Origin of the sequence: [Clostridium] polysaccharolyticum, from assembly GCF_900111595.1 — a bacterium.
In the GTDB taxonomy this organism is placed as follows: Bacteria; Bacillota; Clostridia; order Lachnospirales; family Lachnospiraceae; genus Clostridium_AI; species Clostridium_AI polysaccharolyticum.
Map to the genome: position 1 here is coordinate 14,977 of NZ_FOHN01000022.1, position 23,733 is coordinate 38,709.

The 23,733-nt window shown below is 35.7% G+C and carries 14 protein-coding genes and 1 tRNA gene; all 15 read right to left on the reverse strand.

Annotation, left to right across the window (positions count from 1 at the left end; genetic code table 11):
• Nucleotides 1–155 precede the first annotated feature (155 nt).
• On the reverse strand, nucleotides 156–1,598 hold the full coding sequence (gene gatB / locus BMY85_RS12070; protein ID WP_092478533.1) for an Asp-tRNA(Asn)/Glu-tRNA(Gln) amidotransferase subunit GatB: 1,443 nt from the start codon (nucleotides 1,596–1,598) through the stop codon (nucleotides 156–158).
• Between the two features lie 12 nt (nucleotides 1,599–1,610).
• A complete protein-coding gene (gatA, locus tag BMY85_RS12075; RefSeq protein WP_092478534.1) occupies nucleotides 1,611–3,077 on the reverse strand; it encodes an Asp-tRNA(Asn)/Glu-tRNA(Gln) amidotransferase subunit GatA in 1,467 nt (488 codons plus the stop codon).
• A 21-nt stretch (nucleotides 3,078–3,098) separates the two neighbouring features.
• Nucleotides 3,099–3,392 carry an Asp-tRNA(Asn)/Glu-tRNA(Gln) amidotransferase subunit GatC gene (gatC, locus tag BMY85_RS12080; RefSeq protein WP_092478535.1) on the reverse strand — a complete coding sequence of 98 codons (294 nt, stop codon included), beginning with the start codon at nucleotides 3,390–3,392 and terminating at the stop codon, nucleotides 3,099–3,101.
• Between the two features lie 378 nt (nucleotides 3,393–3,770).
• Entirely contained in the window at nucleotides 3,771–4,034 is a 264-nt protein-coding gene (locus BMY85_RS12085) for a hypothetical protein (protein ID WP_092478536.1), read from the reverse strand.
• A 183-nt stretch (nucleotides 4,035–4,217) separates the two neighbouring features.
• Nucleotides 4,218–6,575, reverse strand: coding sequence for a lipase family protein (locus tag BMY85_RS12090; RefSeq protein WP_092478537.1), 2,358 nt, complete (start codon nucleotides 6,573–6,575; stop codon nucleotides 4,218–4,220).
• A gap of 84 nt (nucleotides 6,576–6,659) precedes the next feature.
• The gene (locus BMY85_RS12095) at nucleotides 6,660–9,044 is read right to left on the reverse strand and encodes a lipase family protein (protein ID WP_092478538.1); all 2,385 of its coding nucleotides are present in this window, start codon (nucleotides 9,042–9,044) and stop codon (nucleotides 6,660–6,662) included.
• Nucleotides 9,045–9,408: 364 nt separating this feature from the next.
• Nucleotides 9,409–9,494, reverse strand: a tRNA-Ser gene (locus tag BMY85_RS12100).
• Between the two features lie 39 nt (nucleotides 9,495–9,533).
• Nucleotides 9,534–10,505, reverse strand: coding sequence for a DNA polymerase III subunit delta (gene holA, locus BMY85_RS12105; protein ID WP_092478539.1), 972 nt, complete (start codon nucleotides 10,503–10,505; stop codon nucleotides 9,534–9,536).
• 224 nt (nucleotides 10,506–10,729) lie between these two features.
• Nucleotides 10,730–14,635: an endo-1,4-beta-xylanase gene (locus BMY85_RS12110; RefSeq protein ID WP_092478540.1), complete on the reverse strand. Its 3,906-nt coding sequence runs from the start codon at nucleotides 14,633–14,635 to the stop codon at nucleotides 10,730–10,732.
• 208 nt (nucleotides 14,636–14,843) lie between these two features.
• On the reverse strand, nucleotides 14,844–16,034 hold the full coding sequence (locus BMY85_RS12115) for a radical SAM/SPASM domain-containing protein (protein WP_177180773.1): 1,191 nt from the start codon (nucleotides 16,032–16,034) through the stop codon (nucleotides 14,844–14,846).
• Between the two features lies 1 nt (nucleotide 16,035).
• A complete protein-coding gene (locus BMY85_RS12120) occupies nucleotides 16,036–17,220 on the reverse strand; it encodes a radical SAM protein (RefSeq protein ID WP_092478542.1) in 1,185 nt (394 codons plus the stop codon).
• Entirely contained in the window at nucleotides 17,217–18,419 is a 1,203-nt protein-coding gene (locus tag BMY85_RS12125; RefSeq protein WP_177180774.1) for an MFS transporter, read from the reverse strand. The genes BMY85_RS12120 and BMY85_RS12125 overlap by 4 nt, the downstream gene beginning before the upstream one ends.
• A 302-nt stretch (nucleotides 18,420–18,721) precedes the next feature.
• Nucleotides 18,722–21,103 carry a DNA internalization-related competence protein ComEC/Rec2 gene (locus BMY85_RS12130; RefSeq protein WP_143066381.1) on the reverse strand — a complete coding sequence of 794 codons (2,382 nt, stop codon included), beginning with the start codon at nucleotides 21,101–21,103 and terminating at the stop codon, nucleotides 18,722–18,724.
• 127 nt (nucleotides 21,104–21,230) lie between these two features.
• Complete coding sequence (locus BMY85_RS12135; RefSeq protein WP_092478545.1) at nucleotides 21,231–22,175, reverse strand: GerMN domain-containing protein; 945 nt, start codon at nucleotides 22,173–22,175, stop codon at nucleotides 21,231–21,233.
• A gap of 12 nt (nucleotides 22,176–22,187) precedes the next feature.
• Entirely contained in the window at nucleotides 22,188–23,606 is a 1,419-nt protein-coding gene (locus tag BMY85_RS12140; RefSeq protein ID WP_092478546.1) for a sensor histidine kinase, read from the reverse strand.
• Between the last annotated feature and the right edge of the window lie 127 nt (nucleotides 23,607–23,733).

Below are 23,733 nucleotides of genomic sequence, written 5' to 3' on the forward strand. Positions count from 1 at the left end.
TTTGGTAAATTTATTTGCTATTATAGGCTTTAACAGGTATTATTCTCTTAAAAACGCTAAGCAATACGAAAAGAACTGCCAGAAAATCCTCTTAAATACTAAGATTATTTTCTGGCAGTCCCCTCTTTTTACCTCTGCCTGCTATTATCTATATATTACATTGCATCTAAAATTTCTGTAACAATCTGATTTACCATGCCTGGATCTGCTTTTCCCTTCATTTCCTTCATGGTCTGTCCTACAAGAAAGCCCATCGCTTTCTTCTTGCCTGCTTTGTAATCTTCTACGGATTTAGGATTATTCTCAATAATCGTCTGAATTGTACTACGCAAAGCCCCTTCATCGTTTACTGATTTTAATCCATGTTCTTCTACATATGCTTCTGGATCAATATCATCTGTAAATATCTTTTCAAATACTTCTTTTGCAACACCTCCGTTAATCGCTTTGGCATCTACTAAACCGATTAATTTTGCAAGATTTTCAGGAGAAAAACGAATATCTTCTGGCTCCATAGAATGCTCTTTCAATAGACGCATTGTTTCTACCATTAACCAGTTGGATACTTTCTTTGCATTCTTACAGATTGCAACGGTTTCTTCAAAGATATCCGCCATATGCTTGGAGTTCGTAATAATAGAAATATCATATTCTGGAATATCATATTCTTCTTTGTAACGTGCCATTTTTTCATCACGTAACTCTGGCTGGTTCTCTTTTGTTTCCTTAAGCCATTCATCACTTATTACAATGGGAACCAAATCTGGCTCTGGGAAATAACGGTAATCCTGTGCATCTTCTTTTGAACGCATTGCATAAGAGTAGCCATTGCTGTCATCCCATCTTCTTGTTTCCTGAACAACCTGTTTTCCTTCTTCAATTAAATCAATCTGTCTGTTCTTTTCTGCTTCAATGGCACGTGCGATAGCTTTAAAAGAGTTCAGATTCTTCATTTCAGTTCTTGTACCAAATTTTTCTGCACCTGCTTCACGAACAGATAAGTTTACATCCGCTCTCATAGAACCTTCCTGTAACTTGCAGTCAGAAGCTCCAAGATACTGAATGATTAATCTTAATTTATCCAGATATGCGATAACTTCCTCTGCACTACGCATATCTGGCTCAGATACGATCTCAATTAAAGGTACACCTGAACGGTTGTAGTCTACCAAAGAGCAGTCATCCCATTCATCATGAATTAATTTGCCTGCATCCTCTTCCATATGGATTTCATGGATGCCGATTGTTTTCTTTCCACCTGCTTCTGTTTCAATTTCAATTCCACCATCATGGCAGATTGGTAAATATAACTGGGAAATCTGATAGTTCTGTGGATTATCCGGATAAAAATAATTTTTACGGTCAAATTTGCAATACTGGTTAATCTGACAGTTTGTAGCAAGACCTACTGCCATAGCATATTGTACTACCTGTTTATTAAGAACTGGAAGGGAACCTGGCATACCTGTACATACCGGACAGGTATGGGAGTTTGGAGCACCACCAAATTCTGTACTGCAGCCACAGAAAATCTTTGTCTTTGTTGCTAATTCTACATGGACCTCAAGACCAATGACGGTTTCATATTGTTTACTCATTTCTTTCCCCTCCTATCGTTCTGCCATGCCTGGACGCTCATAACTTCTTGTCTGTTCAAAGCTGTAAGCAGCACGGATAATGTTCTTTTCTTTAAAGCAGTCACCAATCAGCTGTAAGCCGATTGGAAGACCTTTAGAGTCTTTTCCACAAGGAACAGAAATGCCTGGAAGACCTGCTAAATTTACAGAAATTGTATAAATATCACCTAAATACATCTTAATGGGATCCGATAAACTCTCTCCTAATTTTGGAGCCGTTGTTGGTGCTGCTGGTCCTAAAATTACATCGTATTTTGCAAATGCATCATCAAATGCTTTCTTAATTAATGCTTTTGTTCTAAGGGCCTTTAGATAATAAGCATCATAATAGCCTGAACTTAATACAAAGGAACCAAGCATAATCCTGCGTTTTACTTCTGCACCAAATCCTTCAGAACGGGATTTTTTATACATATTATGAAGTCCTTCATAATCTTTTGTACGGTAACCATATTTAATGCCATCAAAACGTGCTAAATTGGAACTTGCTTCTGCAGAGGCAATAACATAATAAGCTGGAATTGCATAATCTACTAAATCCAAATCAAATTCTTCCAAGATAGCACCTTTTTCTTCTAATTTTTTGGCAGCCGCCATAACTGCTTCTTTTACTTCCAGATCAAGACCTTTTCCAAAATATCCTTTTGGAATACCGATTTTCATTCCTTTTACATCATCTACTAAAGCAGAAGTAAAATCATAATCTTCTCTCTTAACAGAAGTGCTGTCTTTTGGATCATACGAAGCAATCGCTTCTAAGATAGTTGCACAGTCTGTTACATCTTTTGCTACTGGACCAATCTGATCAAGAGAGGAACCATATGCAATCAATCCATAACGTGATACCGTTCCATAGGTTGGCTTGATGCCTGTTACACCACAGTAAGAACTTGGCTGACGAATCGATCCGCCTGTATCAGAACCTAATGCGTATGAACATTCTTCTGCTGCAACGGCTGCACAGGAACCACCTGAAGACCCCCCTGGTACATGTTCTGTATTCCAAGGATTCTTCGTTTCACCAAATGCTGAAGTTTCCGTTGTGCTTCCCATAGCAAACTCGTCCATGTTTGTTTTTCCAATAATTACAGCTCCAGCCTTTTCTAGATTAAGAACAGCTTCTGCTGTATAAGCTGGTTTAAAATTATATAAAATCTTTGAACTACATGTAGTTAAAAGCCCTTCTGTACACATATTATCTTTAATAGCAACAGGTACACCTGCAAGCGGGCCTGTCAGTATTCCATCATCAATTAATTTCTGCACTTCTTCTGCCCTCTTTAAGACAGCTTCTCTATCCGCTACTGTTACATAGCTGTTTACTTCTTTTTCCAAAGCCTCCACCTGATCAAGGGCAGCACTGCAGGCCTGTACAGCTGTAACTTCTTTTGCTTTAATCTTTTTGCCTAATTCTACGGCCGTTAGACTCATTAAACTCACAGCAAATTCCTCCTATTTATCTTAATCCACAGTCTTAGGAACTTTAAAGCTCTGTTCCTTTTCCTCTGGTGCATTGGCTAAAACTTCTTCATGTCCATCTCCATTGGTTACGACATCTTCACGGAAGACATTTTTCACTGGAAATACATGCGACATTGGTTCTACCCCTGTTACATCTAATTCATTTAACTTGTCAATATAATCCAACATACTGCCCATATCTTTTTTCGCATGTTCTTTCTCTTCTTCATTCAATTCCAGCTTTGCTAAGATTCCAACATACTCAATTGTTTCATCTGAAATAATATTAGCCATAGTATTGCCTCCTTTTATTTTAAAAAGCATCATCGGCACGCTCAAGAGCTCTGTCCTCTTTCATGAAAAAAGTCCCGGAAACATGTAAACTCTTAGACATGTCTCCGGGACGGGATATTCGAATCCCGCGGTACCACCCGCGATTGAAAAAATCATTTTCCACTTTGCACTTAACGCGTGTTACGCATGCACCTGCTATTTTCAGGACATGAGCTCCAGAGTGTTCTTCCATCAGCCATTCAAACCATGCACATTTTCAGTCTATGACGTGCATTCCCTGCCATTCTTTGAAGCAAACTGACTTCCGTCTCTTTCCTTGCCTTTAAATCTATGATATAGATTAACATATCAGCCAAAGAATTGCAAGCAGTTCTTCTTTTATGAACTTTCAGGCTTATCTTCTTGGAGCAGAACTTCTCTTGTTTTTTCCTCTATTTTATTTTCTGAACCCAAAGTTCTATCCAGTATACTTGTGAAATACTCACCAATGGTCTGGTATACAAACCCCTTTTGGAACAAATATGTTTCCAGATAAGGATACATTGCTCCAAAGCTTTGGGAATCCTCTTTTATTTCACAAATACTGCATTGAGAATTATTGTCTTCACAGCAGCATAACGCTAAAAATAATAAGTCAAGCATTTCTTCACCCCCTGCTCCCCACAGCCCTTGTAATCTCTCATTCTTTTATTATATGTAGGTTTTACAGCAAAGGTGTATAAAACACTCTAATGATTAAGAAATGATGTGAAACAGACTCTCCTATCAAACAAAAAAAGTTCTCACAGATATCACCTATGAGAACTTTAAATTGAATTTAATGTATTAAGAAAAGTTTGATGCGGCTGCATGCTTCGCAAGAATATAATAGCCTTCTGTATAATGAGGATGTTCTAGTCCGCCAATTCCAGAAGAAATCAACGCTGTTTTTGCATCTTCATAATGATCTGCGATATTAAGTTCCACAACAAAACGGTATATAGAGATTTCATTGGACAGCATAGCTGCTATCAGCTGCATAAAGTAGCATGGACTCTGGCAATTGTCAAAATCCCAGCCCCAGAATGCTTTACCTTTATATCTAGTAATTCTGCAATATGGCAATGCATTATTAGGAATCTTAGCAATTGCCCCTTCCCTGCTTTTTTCAGACATGCCTCTATTCTTAATCGTTATATCATTACTGCTGCCATCTCCATGACATTTACAAGTAAAGGCATACGCTCTATTTCGATTTGGCGTAACACTAGCAAGTTCATCAATGGTATCTTCCAAACCATAAGTATCTGGATTATAATCAAAAATGTCTGTCAGGTCTTCCCATTCTTTTTCGTATTTGCTGGCAATGCTTTCAATGCTTGTTCTTCCATAACGTCGAAATCCCCATGCAGTACATGGAAGATAAGGAACAAAATCGTCTTTATTTACTACATTAAAAATATTTGTATATCGGCTGGTTGTGGCAGCACTTTTCGTAGTAGTATTAGGCGTTGCAAATGTATATGTATATACTGTGCTGCCTGCATCCGTTAACTTAGCACCTAAAATATTGGCTACTGCAGCTCCACGTGAATGTCCAACTACCCAATATGCCTTTGTATTACTGCTAGAACAATAGTTGCTTACATAATCCTTTATGTATCTTTGTATACGAACAGCCACTACATCAAATCCTTTATGATTTGTGGAATCTGTCCAGTCGGCATACTTACTGAATTGTGCAGTATTTCCAACATCAAAATTGCTCGTCCATTCATCAATTGTACTGCCTGTTCCTTTAACGGAAACAGAAATAATATCTTTTGTGATTCCTTGATAAGTTACAGTCCTGTGTCCTATATAGAACGTAGACACATCATAATCACTGTAGATGCTGCGCAGATCTACTTTTCTCACATCAGACAATCCTTGATAGTTCATTAAAGAAGTAAAATCATAGGTTCTGTTACTTGTTTCATCTGCATACTCAAATCCATATGCCATATTGGCATAAATTGAAGATATTTTACATAACTGGCTGTTAAAAGCAGATGGCGCACCGAAAAATGCTCTGTAATCCATTGCATAATCTACATGAGAATTAATATCAAATCCTCCGTTTTTTACAGTTCCTGCAAAACCATTATCATTTGGCTTTGGATCCGCATAGTCTGCAATACCGTCATAATCTGAATCTGAGCCATCATAGCTTAAGGCAAGCAATTGTACCTTTTTTGCACTTTTCACTGCCATCTTTGTACTTAGAAGAGACACTTCTTTGCTAGTACTATCTTTTGCACTAACTACAAAATATGTTCCTCCTTCCGTTATTTTTGCCGTTACCTTCTTTAAGGAAACCGTGGTATCCAGATAGGTAATCACACCGTCATTGAATCTGGCTATTTTATAGTTCTTTACTTGTTTCCGTGTTGATTTTGGGCAGTAAAAAGATAACTTCATGTCTACTGGCTGGTCATAGTCTTCAACAACTTCCACTGGTTTACCGATTACCTTATCTTCTAATCCATCTAATACAGCTGTAGCACTTTCAATCCGGACTCTTTTTGCTATCAGGCCAGGAAGATTTCCTAAAAGACTAGGAATGGCAAGATTTTCTTTTGAAACTAAACATTCCTCAATATTTTCACTTTGCAGAATCTGAGAAAAACGTCTCTTGCTGTCCTTCTCCAGACTTCTTGTATATTTTTTCATTGGACTTAACTTTAATTCTACTTCTTCTCCATCAAGCAATCCGTCTCCATCGCTGTCCTCTATTTTTGGTGATGTCAAATATACGTTTACTTCCAGGCCATCTTTCAAGCCATCTTCGTCCGTATCGGATTTTACAGGATCCGTTCCCATCTGGATTTCCAAAAGATTACTAAGGCCATCCTTATCTGCATCTTCCGATCCATCGGATTTACCACTGCTATTGGAGTCTTCTTTCAATGGATCTGTTTTTATTTTGGTGATCTCCACCAAATCAGATAACCCATCTCCATCTGTATCTGCTAATGCTTTGTCCGTTCCAAAAAACTCTTCCAGATAATCTTGCAGACCATCTTTATCTGTGTCTTTTTCAGCTTCCTGTTCTTCCGTCAACTTACTAGCAGCCTCTGCTTTCAGTGATACTGGAGTAATACTGTTAACCCCTAATACCAGTGCCATCAAGATTGCCGTATTCCGTAAAAACCTTTTTCTCATAAACGTACCTTCCCTTCTGTTCGTTATTTTTTTGCCTAATCTATATTACTGTGAAAAAGTGTGCTTCCCATTAATACCTGTTTCTTATGAGAAATTGGATGCTGCTGCATGTTTTGCTAAAATAAAATAGGATTCTGTATAATGTGGATGTTCAAGTCCTCCTATGGCAGATCCAATCAATGCAGTCTTTGCATCCTCATAGTGATCTGCTATATCAAGTTCTACTACAAAACGGTATTTTGAAATTTCATTTGACATTAATGCCGCTAAAATCTGCATGAAATAACTTGGTGTCTGGCAGCAGTCGAAATCCCATCCCCAGAATGCAGTACCCTTATGTCTGGTAATCTTACAATAAGGCAGTGCATTGGCTGGAATTTTAGCAATCGCCTCTTCCCTGCTCTTTTCTGAAGTTCCATAATTAGTAATTGTAATATCATTTTTACTTCCATCTCCATGACACTTGCAAGTGTATGTATAAGCCTTATTTCTTGTAGATAGAACTTTGCCTAACTCCGCAATGGTATCATTCATGCCATAGGTATCAGGATTATAATCATAAATTCCCGTTAAATCTTCCCATTCATTTTCATACTTGTCTGCAATGCTCTCTGTGCTAGTTTTTCCATAACGACGGAATCCCCATGCTGTACATGGAAGACAAGGTACAAAATCATCCTTGTTTACTATATTGAAAATGCTTGTATATCTGCCTGCTGCAGAAGCACTTTTTGTAGTCGTATTTGGAGTTGCAAATGTATAGGAATATGTAGTTTTGCCTGCATCTACAAGCTTAGCTGCTAAAATATTAGCAACCGCTGCTCCACGGGAATGTCCAACTACCCAGTATGCTTTTGTATTGCTTCCCGAACAGTAACTGCTTACATAGTTGTTAATATATTTCTGCAGACGAGTAGCAGCAACATCAAATCCCTTATGATTTGCAGAATCTGTCCAGTCTGAATAACTGCTGAATTTAGCAGTTGTTCCAATATCAAAATTACTTGACCATTCAGCAATTCCTCCACCAGTTCCTCTTATAGAAACAGCCACAATATCTTTGGTAGTACCAGAATACGTAACGGTCCTATGTCCAATATAAAACTGCACCAGATCATAATCAGAATAGCCACTTTTCAAGTTATAACATTTTACATCAGACATTCCTTGATAACTCATTAAAGAGCTTAAATTAAATGTCCTGCCGCTTGCCTGGTCTGCTATATTAAAACCGTAAGCTAAATTAGCATAAACGGAAGACACTTTACATAACTGGCTGCTAAATGTAGATGGTGTTTTAAAAAATGCTCTGTAATCCATTGCATAATCGACACGGGAATTAATACTGAATCCATCATTCTGTACTGTACCAGTAAATGCATTGTCATTTGGCTTTGGATCTGCAGAATCGCTTACTCCATCGTAATCTGTATCTGTACTGGATACTGCCAGGACTTTTGCCAAAACAGCACTGCTAGACACACTCTTAACAGCTTTTTTAGCAGCTTTTTTAACAGCTTTTGCAGTTAAAACAGTTGCCGAAGAACCTGTTTTCCCATTAGTACTCAGAACAAAATAAGTTCCTCCCTCTGTTATTTTTGCAGATACATTTTTTAATAATACTGTAGTATTTAAATATGTAATCTCGCCGTCTTTGTAATGTGCAATCTGAAATCCTTTTACTTGTTTCAATGTGGATTTCAAACAGCTAAAGGACAGTTTCATGTCAAATCCGTCTTCATAGTCTGAAACAATTTCAATTGGTTTTCCTACCATATTCCCTTCTAAATCTCCTAGCACAACGGTAGAACTTTCGATTCTGATTCTACGCTCCATCAATCCCGGAAGATTTCCCCACAGGCTCGGAATTGCAAGATTGTCACTGGCACATAAGCTTTCTTCAATGTTTTTGTTCTTTAAAACCTGTGAGAAAAGTTTTTTACAGTCCTTTTCAATATTCCTGGTGAATCTCTTAAGCGGGCTTAATTCCAGTTCTACTTCTTCCCCATCTAATAAGCCGTCTCCATCGCTATCACATAAGATTGGCGAAGTCTTGTACACATTTACCTCTAATGCATCTTTTAAACCGTCTTCGTCCGTATCTGCTTTAAAAGGATTTGTTCCAATAGAAACTTCCAAAATATTGGATATCCCATCTCTGTCAGCATCTTCTTCCCCATCGCTAATACCATTTCCATCGGTGTCCATTTTCAAAGGTTCTGTTTTAAATTTCATAATTTCCATATAGTCTGACAGACCATCGTTATCTGTATCCTCTAATGTCTTATCTGTGGCAAAATACTCTTCAAGGTAATCTTCAAGGCCATCCTTATCTGTATCTAGATTGGCTAGTTGTTCTTCTGTCATGCTATCGGTCACTTCAGCCTTTACTGGAATGGCATTTATGCTTGTTGCACCTAATACCATTGCCATCAGAACAGCTGTACTTTTAAAACTTTTTTTTCTCATAAAATATCCTCCTCTAATTTGGATTATTATTTTATTGTAAGCTATTTCAGCAAATTTTTATAGGGGAAAAGCAAGATTTTCATATTTTTTTGTGATGTTTTATCAGAAAAACTAGAATAAACTGTATAAAAGCTTGTATGATTTGTATATTTCTTACCAGATAACTTGCCTATAAATCTGGTGGACTTAACAGCAAGTCTGAAATTTCTTTTCCCTCTCTTAACATCACTTTTTTTCTAGTTAGTGTAAAGAGTATATTAATAATTATACTTTTTTATGACAATTATTCAATTATTCTTTTTTGAGTTAAAAATAAGAATATGAGAACATACAGAATTTTAGACTTCATGCTTTCCCAGAAAAACGGAGACGGTGGGATTCGAACCCACGTGCCTGTTAAGGCAAAACGATTTCGAGTCGTTCTCGTTATGGCCTCTTCGATACGTCTCCACATTATGAATAGAATTTATCCTTTGCCACAATACATACTTACCTTTGGCTAAACTTCACAATTAACAGCTCCACAGCCATCTGATCGGCCATAAGGCCGGTTTTAACCTGTGCTTCCATCTCGGCACAGTTTTTCAGACTGGCAATCAGCCCCTGTTTTGTAAAACGGTCCGCCTGAGACATGTATTTGTGTACTGCAAATGGCGGTACTCCAGCCTTTTTGGCAACATCATTCCGATTCTGTCCCTGCAGTTCCTTCACCTGTAACAGAATGTTAAAATGTCTCGTGATTAAGAATAAAATTGACATTGGCTTTTCCCGTAATGCCAGCAAATCGTAATAAAGGCCTAATGCCTGCTTCTGCTTTCCAGAAGCAATCGCATCTATCATTAAGAAAATCTGATTTGAAACCTGTGTAACACAGACAGCATCAATATCTTCTGCCGTAATGACCTCTTTATCCATTGCATAACAAACCAGTTTTTCAACTTCCTGCACCATGCCTTCCATATCCGTTCCGGATTTATTCAGGAAATACATCAAGGTATCCTTTGTTATCTTCTTGCCCGAACGATTTAAAAGCTGTGCAACCCATAGCTGAACATTTTTTTCATCCAAGCCATCCATCTTAGCAATAACACCGATGTCTTTTACCGCTTTATACAAACGGTTTCGCTTATCCACCTCTGATTCCACAAAAATAATATAGCAGTAATCCGGCATTGTTTTTATATAATCCGCCAAGTCATTGGCTGATTGAAACAAACCGCTATTCTGAATCAGTATAAGACGGCGTTCACTAAAAAAAGGCATTGTTTCTGCAACTTCTATTACTTTTGGAATTTCAATTGACTTGCCTTCAAAATAAGTATAATTCATAGTATCTTCATCACCAATGATTCCTGTCTTTAACTTATTTTTATATAGCTTTTTTAAATATTCTTCTGTACCATACAGCAAATAGCATTGCTTAAACTGCTTGAGCTTGATATGTTCTTTAATAATTTGCATAAGGCACTCCTAACTACTCAATTGAATTTCCTCTTGTTTTCCTAACGGAAATACCTATACTATTGTAACCACATTCGGGAAAAGAATCAAGTGTAAATTTTATTTTCTGGAAATATTCCAAATGTCTTAGACACATCCGCTTTCCAATCCATTTTTATACCTTCTTGCCCAGAGAAAAAGGACAGTCTGACAAAATGACAGACTGCCCTTTATAAAAGCTATCCTTATTTTACTGTAATCGTTGTCTTATAATTTCTTGACCATCCATTACTGGTTTTCACTGTAGCTGTAATTGTTGCTTTTCCTTTGCCTTTTGCAGTTACTTTACCATCTTTTGAAACAGTTGCAACAGATTTCTTGCTTGTCTTATAGGTAATCGTTGCACCATATACTGCTTTATGTTCTGCTGCTTTGAAATTCTTAAAAGAATTCATTGGTACTAAGGTATCTGGTAAAACTGGCACTACAGACTTTGTACTTCCTTTTTTCAAAATAACATCTTTTGCAGCCACAACCTGAGCCAGAACACTCACTTTTTCTGAATCCTTAGCTACTGCTGGCAATAATACATAGTCTGCACCTGCGGCTACATTTAGTACTACATAGCCATTGGCATCAACTTTGTAATTGCAGCTTGGCAGACAATATAGTTTCTTGCTCTTTTTATCTTTACGGTATAAGTATAACTTCGTTCCCGCCTTAAATCTTTTTTCCGCTTTTACTTTTACTTTTGCTTCCATCGGCAGTTTGTTCTTATGTTCCATTGCAACTAACATTCCACCTGAATATCCAGCAGATTTTGCTGAGCCTGTTGTAACGCCAAGTTTTATATCTTTCATTTTTACAGAAGCACTATAATTATCAGAAGCAAAGGTCCATGTGCATAACTCTTTTCCATTTCTATCTATTACGTGTAAGATAACATCTTCCCCCTGTGAAAGATGTTTCTTTAATTCTACCGCCTTTACAATCACATCTTTCACTTTTGATATATTTACATTCACTTCATGTACTGGTTTTCTGGATGGTTCAATGCTTGGTTCTGGTGATGCTGGCGTACTTGGTTTTGCCTCTTGTTCTTCGTCAATGCCAACCCTTCTAATCTTTAGATTATCTACATATAAATCAGAATTCCCATCTGTTTCAACATAAAGCTTTAATGCAGTTAAATCACCCTTTGGTAAATTCACAATAGTACGAACCGTTTTATATTTCCCTGGCTCTGATGCAACCTTTGCATAATTAGGCCATTCATTGTTAATATCTCCAGATAAGCTAATAGTAGCATCATCTGTCTTAACATCCAAAGAAATTTCCACTTCCATACCTAAATAAGCAGATACATCAAAACAGGTTCCATAATAAGTTTCCTCTCGATTTGTTAATAATACCGCATGGTTTCCTTTTCCATCTTCTACTTTGGAAATAGTTCCTGCACCACCCCAGCGAGTTGTGAAATTCAAGCCTTCGCCTTCTACATCATCTACATAATCAGCAATGCCCACACAAATATCATCTACATAAAAATCTGCACTTCCATCTGTTTCAATGTACATATTAGCAGAAGTTGCTTTATTAGAAATTGCTATACGTCCTGTAATTTCAGTCCATCCGCCTTTGACAGCTTTTACACGGGCAATTTCCACTGGCGTGTCTCCATCTAATCCAAGTCTGATTTCAGAATCCTCTGTTTTTACATAAGCTTTTACATTTACAGTCTGCCCAACATATTTACTTACGTCAAAACTCATAGTAGCTTCCTGTGCATCACGCATTACTTTTAAAGATTTGCTTCCACTTCTCTTTACCGTATCCGTTACGGCCACAAAAGGCATATGTCCTACCCCTCTGGCTTTTGCAATATGTGTGTCCTCCTCAAAACCTTCTTCTAATCCAACTAATTTTACTTTCACCTGATCAATGTAAATATCACTTAAATCAGATGCCTCAAAATAAAGTTTTAATGCAGTCAGATCAGAAGGCACTTTATATTCTCCTTTAATACGGACCCATTTCCCGTTAGATGTGGCAGAGGCAATATTTGGCCATTTTCCATCAATATCAGCAGATAGTTTTACTTGTTCTGCATCACTCTTAACCCATGCTGAAACTGCAATTCTCTGTCCAACAAACCTTGACACATCAAAGGAAGCACCATTCCAAGTTGAAGTTCTTCCAGTATCTGCCAAAGCGCCATTGCCCTTATAGACAATTTCATGCTGTACAGCAAGTTTACCGTCTCCACGTGCTGTAAATCCTTCAACGTCTTCCCCTTCAAAATTCATATTTATATCTGAAAAATCTGGTGCAACATATTCTGGTTCCGGCATTTCTTTTCCTGTTACTGCATTTACGATTCCATCAAAGGCTAATTTTTTGGATAAATCAGAACGGAATATAAGTGGAGAGGATTCTTTCTTCCATGAGTTATCATCTGTTAATCCCCAGATCGTAACACTTGTTAAATTTACTCCTTCCTCTCTCGCTTTCACTAATGCCTTAAAGAAGTTGTTAAAGAACAATGCCTGATAATAATCTGCATTGACACCTGCAGATGTCTGGCCTACATCAAGTTCTGTAATATGTACTTCACCGACTGCTTCGCTATACATACGCATTGCCGTTATAAAATCGTTAATGTTGGTTGTATCGGTTACGTGAGACTGCATTCCCACACCATCAATATAACCTTCTTTTTTAATATTATGACCGTTAATATCCTCTGTTAAGATACGGATAATCGCATCTCTTTTATTAGCCTGAAATTCATTATAGTCATTGTAGAATAACTTAGGCTTGATACCTGCTACCCCGTTCTCATCTTCTGGATCCACATGATAAACGGATGCATACTCTTTTGCATATTTATCTACTGCTTCTCTTGCATATCGGAAGGAGTAATACATAAAATCAGTCCCCATTGTCTGATACCAGTAACTATTTCTTAAATCATACTGGTTTGTTCCAGGTTCGACTGCTTCATTTACCACATCCCATGCATAAATAACATCACCATAACCATTTTCATACATATATTTTATAGTGTTATGAATATAGCTTTCCAAACGTTTTAACATAACTTCCTTGGATTCATAACAGCTTGGATCTAATACCTTTTTATTAGCATCTTTATAAACCGGATTATAATCTTTACAGAAAATAGCATCTGGACATTGTGAGTGCCATACCAGTACGTGTCCTCTGACTTTTATACCATTGTCTTTTGCCCAGTCAAGCATCTCTTTTGCCGCTTTATTGATAACAAATGGCAAATTCGTATCTGTTGCTTCTTCACTTTTAAATCCCATGTTATAATCTGGTTTTAACTCATTGCCAAATGTCAAACTATTAAATTCCTGTTTAATCAATGCTTCTTTTGCTGGATTGCCAATTTCACTTAACTGGTTGTTCCAGTTGCTGATTGCTTCCGAAGCAACACCCATTTTAAAATATGTTTTATATAAATCTTTTAATATCTCATATTGCGTAACATCTACATAAGCAGGTTTTACAGTCGGATCTACATACTCACCTTCTACTGTAATAGACACATCATCAATAAGATAATTTACATCTTTTGGTGCTTCAAAATAAATTTCTGCTTTGTCGCAGTCCTTTGGAATCTCATATGTCCCATCAATTGTAATAAACTGACTGCCAGTAGCAGTTCCGCCAGCTACATACTGGTAATCATCATCTGCACCAGATTTTGTAATTTTTATTGTTGCACTTAGCTGATTTTCCTGTGCTTCCAAAGCTTCATATGCTGCCATAGCCGCACTTACCTTTACTGTATTCCCTCTAAACTTTGTTACATCATAAGAATAGCCAAAATAATTTTCTTTACGATCACCTACTTGTAACGCTTTGGAACCCCCTGCCCCATTTTCAGATAATGCAAATGCTGGACTTCCAAACTGAGAACCGATTCTCTGGCTTACATTTTCGTATTTATTAAAATCTTCTGTAATCCCAACAGTTTCTGCCTTTACTTGTACATTGGCAGGAACTGTTCCATTCGGAATCATGCCACCTGCCATTGCTGCTGCCATTGCTGCTGCAAAAAGCTGCTTTGCCTTTTTTTTGCGTGAAATCATTTGTTTTCCCATATTTCCACCTTTCCTTCCCATGATACTAACTTCCCAAACAGAATACTTTCCCCTTACTCTTCGTATGGAATACCCCAACTGCTTAATACTCTTTTATAATATCATTGGAGTCATTTTGCTTCAACTGAAAAATTGCTATGTAAAATTGCATAAAATGCAAAAGTTGCTAAGAAATTTCGACATATAAATCCTTGCTTCCAATAAATTAGATATCTTCTTCATTTAATTATTACCGAAACAAATGAATTAAAAACTGCTTTGATATATCTGCATTTTCAATAAAAAATGTAATCAAATTTTTCATATCTTTACATGTTGGAAATGCCTTGTTCAAATGCTGATCAAACTGATATAATTCCCCATAATTTCCTTTTGTGCAAAATGGGAAATAATCACAAGATATACATTCTTCTTTCATTAATTCATACTTAATTTTCATTTTTCGCAATTCGGAACACAAGTATTCAACATCTGGATCGTCATATACATTTCCAAGTTTAAATTCTTCATATATAAGCTGATCTTGTACATAAATATTTCCATCATAATTCATATATAAATAAAATTTTGTAAAAAAATATGGTGGTTTCTTTATAAATAATGCTTCCAGCGTATGAAAAATAATATTAGACTTAAGCATTGGAACAAATCTCGGTTCATTTTTCATTATTTTAAGAAATGCTTCAAATACTTCAAGATCACTTACATAGTTTTCGTTATAAAACTTATCGTCAGAAGCATAACCTAAATGATACAATGTTGAATAGGAAAAATTTTTCACACCTAAGCCATCTAAATAAAACAATATATCCTGTATCTTATCTATATTTTTTCTTGTTATCACAGACTTGACAGATATATTTGCTCCATTTACAACTAAGAATCTAATATTCTCTTCAATAATTTTAAAGTTTCCTCCTCTTAACTCTTTATTACTAGCTGGATCTATATTATCCAAACTAATTCGGAATTCCATAGTATGTGACTGATAGATTTCTTTTAATTCTTCACTTTGTAACACTTTCGTATTAGTACCATTTGTTGATACTCTGATTACAATATTCTTCTTTTTCAAATACTGGCATAATTCTATAAAATTCCTATATAAAGTTGGCTCTCCTCCTATTAGCTGTACCGTCTCCAAATGATTTTCTCCCATATTTATATTAATCAGTTTATCCAAAAAATTAGTTAATACATTTAATGGTATCTCTAAAAGTTTTTTATCAGAATGAATGGATTTATAACAATATGAACAATTCAAATTACAATTATTTGTTATTCCAATTGATACATGTTTAACTAAATACTCATCAACACAAATTCTAGAAGCTGGAAATCTTCCTTTGCATCCTTCCCTTCTAATTTCATCATAAAACCATGAATTATCATTTCGATTAACTTGTATTTTTTTCATCATTCTACCCCACATAAATATTTTTTAACATTTCCACCCCATACTCTCCTTGACTCATTAAATAGACTACACATTTCCGCATAATATCACAAGTTGGAAATTCACTAATAAGAGTTCTATCTGTCATATATAATTCACCGTAATTTCCAAGATAACAGTAATCTTCCGCATAACACATCTCACAACTTTTTCTCTGCAACTCAATTTTTTTTATAATTTCCCAATAATCTTCTCTAAATGTATCAATCGTACCTAACTCAAATTCCGGCACAATAAGTTGATCATTTATATATATCTTTCCATCATAATTTAAAAAAGGATATGTACGACGATACTTCTTTGTTTGCTTTATGAATACACTTGTGATCATCTGTGCAAATGGTGTTTGCATCAGCATCGGCATAAATTCAAAATATTTTTTCTTACACATCTCTTTTATCATCATATCATGAGTAACAGAAGAAACTACATTGTTCTTTTGGCAAGTCCGCAACTGATATAAAACATTATAATTCCACTTTTTTATTCCAAGACAATCTCTTACAAAACATAAAATATCATATAAATATGGAAAATTATTATCCACAATAATACTCTTTACAGATGTATCAATATGATTTGATACTAATCCATGAATATTTTCAACTATTTTTCCAAAACTTCCTTTCGTTCGATATAATTCATGTAACTCAGATGTATGTCCATCTAAACTTATCCTTATATGAACCCTTTCCTTACATAAATCTATAAATTCTTTTTGTCGTAATATAGGCAAAGTTCCATTCGTTGCAATATTAATATGATATCCTCTTTGTTTTATAAGAGCAATAATATCTAATATATCCTTTCTCAAAAGCGGCTCACCCCCAAACAATTCCATAATTTTTGGTTGTGTCTTATCCTGTCTCTCTTCTAAAAAATCCAGAAACTTTTTTATTTCCGTAATTGACAAGTTATTAAATCCTTGATTTAAATGCTCCTCCTGATAACAGTATTTACATTTTCCATTACATCCAGACATAACATAAATGTTAGGATGATTAAAAAAACTGCTTTTATTACTTTTTCTTTCTATTGGAATATTACTCAACATACTACTCTTATATTTTTTTTCACTATCTATATACCATCCATACTTACTATGAATATGCAGATACATTCCTTTTTTTACTTCTATTGTCTTAATCAATTCGATCCCCCCTTGTATTTTGGCGCTCTTACATTTAAAACTACTATACACAATATTAATAAAAGCATCATGATACCTTCAAATAGCTTAATGTATAAGCCTTTCAACATAATAGGAGAAATGAAACCCGAAAACATAATTGTCATTCCACAAAACAAATTATATATGCCTTTTAATTTTGGAATATCCTTCTTTTCTACCTCATTTTGAAAAATAATCTGACAAAATGTATTATATCCGCCTCCAAATATTGAATATATAACGATAATACACAATAAATATTTAATACCTGACAAAAAACTAGAAACTATCACACCTAATACACCTATACATAAAAAAATATTGATAACTTTCTCTCTTTTTTTAATTTTAAAGAAACCAGCTATATAAGATAAAACAATTGTAAAAACATAAAATAAACATGTTAAAACGCCAATATATTCAGCTTTTATTGCGTAATACTTGAGAGCTGCCTGAAATACGATATTATATGATGCATAAAAAAATGATATTATGCTGCTTACTATTAAAATCTTATATACATATGGATAATTCTTTTGAAAAGAAGTGATATTTTTCAGAATACACTTGGACATCTTCCCGACTGCCACCTCATCTTGCTCTATCTTTAACATTTTTATAAGAAATGCAGCAATAAAAAAGGAAAAAGAATTAAGCAATAAAAAAGAACCTATATCTAAAACCAGAAGCAACCCCGTCGAAACAAGTGATACCATCACACTGACTATATTATCAGTTGTCATTAATCTCGCTATCTGCTCATTTTTCCTACACACTTCCTTTATTACAACATCCTGATATATTTTATAAAAAGTATATATCAAACTACACAAAGTCTCATATGTAATCAAAACAAAACTCGGCACGCTGTCCGACATATGAAATGCAAGAAAAAATAATAACGTAATTACGCCATACAATATGTTCAGTCCTGCCAAAACATCTTTAGTTTTTTTATGAAATACAATATTTATTGCAAAAATAGAGCAAATAACCCTAATAGCAGCATTAAACATAACAATCAATCCTGCAATATATGTCGAATTTAGATAGCATGCTATCATCGCTATCATGGCTATCTCTTGAAAAGAATCTCCCACATTACTTACTATTCGGCTTCCATAATACAATTTGTAATTTCTATTCACTTTTTTCACTCCAAAATCAAGATGTTCCATACTCATCAAGAACACTTATTTTTTTCTAAATATAACAATAAAAAGGCACTATTTTTAAAGTGCCTTTTTATTGTCTCAACTTACTCCATCCATACGCAGTGACCTGCATCGCCTCCAATTTCTACCTCAGCTCCAATAAGTTCTTCTAATGTTTCATATTGATTTTGCATATATTTTCCCCTCCTTACACAGTATATTATTTAGTTATCTTTAATAAACTTAAATACTGCCAACATTAGTTTAAAACATTAATCTTTATATATTTCTATAATTATAGTATTTATATTAGAATTTGTCAATATTTACCTTCTGGCTTTTATACATATTGCTCCATTTACATCCGTTCGACGTACTTCCCCCTTATACTTTTGCAACCTGTCTAAAAGTTCTTTATGAGGATGCCCGTACCGATTCCCTTTTCCACAAGATATAATTGCCATCTTAGGTCTTGTTGCATCTAGCCACTCTTTACAGCTAGAGTATTTCGAGCCATGATGAGCTACCTTCAGCACATCATATTCCTTTCCATTAAAATATCCAGATGCCAGCACACTCTTTTCGCCAATTTCATCTATATCCCCTGTAAAGAGCATACGAAAACTTCCATACTGAAGTTCCAGTACAAGTGAAGCTGAATTCCTGTCATCCACTGCAAATTCATAAGGCGGATGCAGGCATTTTATGCTTAGGTCTTTGGTTTGAATCTTTTGCCCTCGTTCCATATACATAACACGTATTCCAGTCATTTTTGCCAGCCGTACCATTTCTATATATGCCTCATCTGCCATGCTGATAGAGGGAAGGACAAGCGTATTTATCTTTACAGAACCATATTTCCTGCTTATTTCTATCATTTCTTTGATCCCATTTACGTGATCTTCGTCCATATGAGTTAAAAAGCAATAATCTAATTCCTTTATACCACTATATTTTAAAAAAGGAAGGATACGATACGTTCCAACTCCCTTCACGCTTGTACTTCCTCCATCAATCATACAGGTTACTCCCTGCCTGTCTTGAATAACTATTCCATCTCCTTGTCCCACATCTAACACGGTAACCTCTAGTCCATTTACGGGAACATTCAGGCAAAGTATCACAGTCCCTATAAGAAGCAGCATGCCAACTTCTTTCTTTTTCTTGCATTGTACATGCCATACAAATAATAGAACGCAGAAAACAAAGAATACTATCTGCCATTTTTCTGGGCAGCCTGTCAATAAAACCTGCCCTGGGATTCCAGCAAATTTTTTGCACATCACCTGATAGAACACTAATATTCCATGAACGAGGAGTCCCAGCATTTTTCCTATAGGAAGCCATATTGAACCTCCAATGCCGATGAAAACCGCCAGCAAAATCAAGATAGACGAAACTGGAATGATCACTAAATTAAGAATCGGTGCTAAAACAGCAACTTCATAAAAAGAACACAACATAACAGGAAGCGTAAGACATTGTATACAGCAGCTTGCCAATAAAGAGGACCGAAACACTCTGCTTACCCGATTGAGAAATACACCCAAACTATGATATTCCGATTTTTCTTTCCTCTGCATCTTTTTCTCATAATCCGGAACAAGCCAATTAAGATAATCCCTACAGACAGGATAAAACCAGACCGCACCAAATACTGCTAGAAATGATAGCTGAAATCCACTTTGAAAAAGCTGATATGGCTGCTGCAAAAGAATAACCAGACCGCTGACAGCTATGGCTGAAATAGAATCGTAGGTACGGCTTACCAGGCAAGCAGACAAAGAAAGGCACATCATAACAACAGCACGGTTTGTAGATACACTAAAACCTGTCATAATGCCATACAGATAGACCAGTACCATGCATACGATGGAAGCAAAATTATGATGGAGACCCATTTTTTTTAACAACTTAAATAAAAACAAGCCTATCATAGAAATATGCAAGCCAGAAATGGCTAAGATATGGGATATTCCCGCTTTTTGATACAATTCTTTGATTTCTTTTGTCAACTCACTTTTTTCACCAAGTACCATAGCATGTAAAATCTCGCTGTCTTCTTTTTCCAGTGCCTTGTTAAATGTACTGCTTACGCTCTGTTTTCCATTATATATCCACTTATACATCGGAATTTTACTTGGTTCATTTTTCTCTATTTTCCCATTCCACACTCGATAACAGATTCCTTTTGCCTTATAATAGGCTTTCATATCAAACTGTCCAGGATTTGTAGCTCTATCAAATTCCGTTATAATCCCTTTTACCAGCACATGATTTCCAATGAGGCATTCCACAAAAGAGTCCTCTTGTACTACTAATTCAGTTAAAACACTAACCTTATTATCCCTTTGAATCCTTACATCTGTTAGATATATTTCCTGATACGATGCCTTTTCCAGCACATTTTTCACAGTTCCCTTCACATAAAGTTCACAGTTTAAAAAGGAATCTGACAGATGATTTATTTGATCATTATAATCTGGAAGATAAAATCCTAGAAAAAAAACAATTGGAAGTACCAAAAGAAATGTATCGGTTTGAATTGCATATTTGACTTTCAGATAATGAAAAAGAAGAAAACAGATCAGACTTATAATAAAAAAAATCGGAATAAAATCAAAAACAGAACATATATATTTATTACAGACGATACCTAGCATAAAAAGGCATAGTATCCAAATTGAAGGTCTTTTGACCATTGACATTCCTCCCAAATAAACAGCCTGCTGTTTCCCTAGACGGCAGGCTGTGTTTTAATACTTACATTACTAGAACAAATGAAACTATAACAACACAAAAAGAGATAACATTTATGGCCATCTCACAGCTCTATCACTCCACAAGATCCAGATTCCGCTCAAAGAACCCGTCAAATCCGCTCATTTCACGATATGCTGGAACTGTTTTTCCATCTATCATAAACTGCACTTTATTAATGCTTGACATTTCACAAAGGGAATTCACGATAGAATATATCACTACTTCATCTGTTACATGGGAAAGTTTTTTCATAAAATCTTTATTCAGATACACGTAACAGACTCCATCACGAATAGCAGTCTTTTGTACTACAGTCCCTTTGGGAATGGTTTTCTTTACGGCCTCTTCCTCGATGTTCTCAATTACATCTGGACCATCAATCAGTCTTTGGATAATCAGCTGTTCTAAGGATACCGTTCCATCGTAAGTTACCCTGACATCCACCTCCTTTAAGGCATTTCCCTTTTCATTGGCAAAATAAAGACTCATATTAACATTCTGGCTGAAATTTGTTTTTTTGCCTGTATTATCAATAAAGTCCTGTGCCGTCTCAAATCCATAGGTTTTATCTACCGACCGCATCAATGGCTGATCTTCAACATAAACAGCAACGCAGTCCACACCTTCAATCTGGCACATTGTCTTCACTACTGCTGCACGAAGAAATATTTCAGATATCTTAGACAATTCTGAATACTGTGAACTGAAGTGCAGAGTCAGCTGGCCATCATCATTTAATTCAAATGTCAAAAGTTCTACTGCATCTGGCTTCACTTTCTTGTATTTTAATGTTTTTGGTTCTTTTGATAATGCATTCATTAACTCTACAATAAGTTTTCCTGCATCTGTTTCCCTGGTTCTGTAAGTTACCCTGACAAGCTCTGTCTCTTCACTGTTACAGTAATAGATATCATAAGGCTCGCCTGCTTTTTCGGAAACTTTATTTTTATTGCATCCAAATAATGCCAAAATAGATATAGCTGCCAAAAGAACAAAACTTTTCTTGTTTTTCCACATATAAAACACCTCCTATGCGATATAGGTCAAAGGAATCCGGACAGTAAATGTCGTTCCTTCCTGCTCTTTGCTATAAACTTTAATTGCTCCACGATGCATCAGAATGGCATTTCTTGTAATGGATAATCCAAGACCTGTTCCACCAGTCTCTCTGGAACGTGCTTTATCTACACGATAGAAACGTTCAAAAATAGAGTCCTGTGCATCTTCTGGAATTCCTACTCCAGAATCCGCTACTTTCAGATAGAAGAACTTATGGTCAGCATTTAAAGATACATGTACCCAGCCTTCATCAAAATTATATTTAATCGCATTTTCAATTAAGTTATTAATGGCAAGAGAGAGTTTCACTTCGTCTACTTCAGCCATTACTGGGCGAAAAGATTCAAATACCAGTTCAATAGATCTTTTATTGGCAATTGGCTGTAAACGCTTTAATATCTGTTCCACCAGTTCGTTGATATTAATGCTTGCAATATTCATTTCTCCTGCTGTCTTATCCATTTTTACTAGTGAAAGAAGGTCTGTTATAATCTTGTTTTCCCTCTCAACTTCTTCTGTGATATCTACAAGAAACTCCCGGTATAATTCATTTGGAACATCCTCCTGGCTTAACAGAGAATCTGAAAGCACCTTAATAGAAGTAATCGGTGTTTTTAATTCATGGGACACATTGGACACGAATTCCTGTCTGCTGTCCTCTAATTTCTGAAGTCTGGATAACATATGGTTAAAGGAATCTGAAATAGTCTCCATTTCCTTAAAACCTTTAAACTCAATTTTCTCATCCATTAAGCCATCAGACCACCGGTCAAAAGAGCTGGTCATCTGTTTCAACGGTTTCAAATAAAAATTGCCGTATAATATAGCACAGGTACAGACTAAAATTGCTAACACAAGAAACATAAGAACTGCTGCCTGCTGTAAATTATCATATATGTCTTGAATTCCAACGATAGAAAAACTAGTAATAATGCCGCCTACAACTTCTTTGGTATCTGTATTGATAACTGGATACGTTAATTCCACATACTGATTCTCTCTGTCTAAGTATTTTCCATTCGTTCCACGAACTGCCTGTACGGCCTCTTCTGAAATTAAAGTTTTCCCCTCTTCCAAGCCATAAGTATCATATCGAATAGCAAGTCCACTATCCACGATTAGTATTCTTCCTTCATAAATATCCGCCACCTGTGCAATTTCACTTAAGATGCCATTGATATCTGGTGACTCAGCAGAAGCAAAAAATCCATTGGACAGAAGCAAATTAGAAATAATGGTAATATTATGTGCCAATTCCGATATTTTCTGATCCGTTGCCCGTCTTTCATAGGTTTTCAGCAGTAATTGGGACATTGCAAAAATCGGCAGTATCCCGATTAGTATGCAAACAGTAATCAGCTGCAGTTTCATGCTCTGGAATATTTTCATTTTTTGTTTTATCTTCTTAAAGATGGCACCTCACCTGCCCTTTCTGTATAATTTTTTCACAAATCAGCAAATAAGAAGTTCCTAAGAACTTCTTATCTGGAAAATCCTATTCATTTCTTAAAGCAGG

Excerpts from the sequence above, each read along its gene's own strand:
- gatB (WP_092478533.1), bottom strand. The coding sequence starts at position 1,598 with ATGAGTAAACAATATGAAACCGTCATTGGTCTTGAGGTCCATGTAGAA.
- BMY85_RS12140 (WP_092478546.1), bottom strand. The coding sequence starts at position 23,606 with ATGAAAATATTCCAGAGCATGAAACTGCAGCTGATTACTGTTTGCATA.
- BMY85_RS12130 (WP_143066381.1), bottom strand. The coding sequence starts at position 21,103 with ATGTCAATGGTCAAAAGACCTTCAATTTGGATACTATGCCTTTTTATG.
- BMY85_RS12110 (WP_092478540.1), bottom strand. The coding sequence starts at position 14,635 with ATGGGAAGGAAAGGTGGAAATATGGGAAAACAAATGATTTCACGCAAA.
- holA (WP_092478539.1), bottom strand. The coding sequence starts at position 10,505 with ATGCAAATTATTAAAGAACATATCAAGCTCAAGCAGTTTAAGCAATGC.
- BMY85_RS12090 (WP_092478537.1), bottom strand. The coding sequence starts at position 6,575 with ATGAGAAAAAGGTTTTTACGGAATACGGCAATCTTGATGGCACTGGTA.
- BMY85_RS12135 (WP_092478545.1), bottom strand. The coding sequence starts at position 22,175 with ATGTGGAAAAACAAGAAAAGTTTTGTTCTTTTGGCAGCTATATCTATT.
- BMY85_RS12115 (WP_177180773.1), bottom strand. The coding sequence starts at position 16,034 with ATGATGAAAAAAATACAAGTTAATCGAAATGATAATTCATGGTTTTAT.
- gatC (WP_092478535.1), bottom strand. The coding sequence starts at position 3,392 with ATGGCTAATATTATTTCAGATGAAACAATTGAGTATGTTGGAATCTTA.
- BMY85_RS12085 (WP_092478536.1), bottom strand. The coding sequence starts at position 4,034 with ATGCTTGACTTATTATTTTTAGCGTTATGCTGCTGTGAAGACAATAAT.
- BMY85_RS12095 (WP_092478538.1), bottom strand. The coding sequence starts at position 9,044 with ATGAGAAAAAAAAGTTTTAAAAGTACAGCTGTTCTGATGGCAATGGTA.
- BMY85_RS12125 (WP_177180774.1), bottom strand. The coding sequence starts at position 18,419 with ATGGAACATCTTGATTTTGGAGTGAAAAAAGTGAATAGAAATTACAAA.